Source organism: Bradyrhizobium sp. AS23.2 (genome assembly GCF_001908185.1).
Taxonomy (GTDB): domain Bacteria; phylum Pseudomonadota; class Alphaproteobacteria; order Rhizobiales; family Xanthobacteraceae; genus Bradyrhizobium.
The window spans coordinates 1-566 of the sequence record NZ_LGHM01000411.1; the positions used below are offsets into that span (position 1 = coordinate 1).

Below are 566 nucleotides of genomic sequence, written 5' to 3' on the forward strand. Positions count from 1 at the left end.
GGGCCTGGGAAGACTTGAACTTCCGACCTCACGCTTATCAAGCGCGCGCTCTAACCAACTGAGCTACAAGCCCCTAACGCAATCCTATCAAGGACTAGGGTCTTGCGCGCGTGCAACCGGCGACCAGCGCCGAATGCAATCGCACAGCGCAGCCCCGGCGCGTGTTCGTCCGCGAAGAAAGAGAAACGAAGACGGCGAAATCCCGCCAATGCAGCTCAACGATCTGGCGATCTGTTGGCCACTGATGTTTCTAAAACGATCCGATAGTGAGCCCGAAAGCTCGCTGAAGGATCATCCTTAGAAAGGAGGTGATCCAGCCGCAGGTTCCCCTACGGCTACCTTGTTACGACTTCACCCCAGTCGCTGACCCTACCGTGGCCGGCTGCCTCCCTTGCGGGTTAGCGCACCGTCTTCAGGTAAAACCAACTCCCATGGTGTGACGGGCGGTGTGTACAAGGCCCGGGAACGTATTCACCGTGGCGTGCTGATCCACGATTACTAGCGATTCCAACTTCATGGGCTCGAGTTGCAGAGCCCAATCCGAACTGAGACGGCTTTTTGAGATT

General features: G+C 57.1%; 1 tRNA gene and 1 rRNA gene. Both read right to left on the minus strand.

Annotated features, from left to right (window positions below):
- Positions 1-73 (minus strand) — tRNA-Ile (locus AC630_RS42585).
- Positions 74-301: 228 nt separating this feature from the next.
- Positions 302-566, minus strand: a 16S ribosomal RNA gene (locus tag AC630_RS42590); the annotation flags it as partial.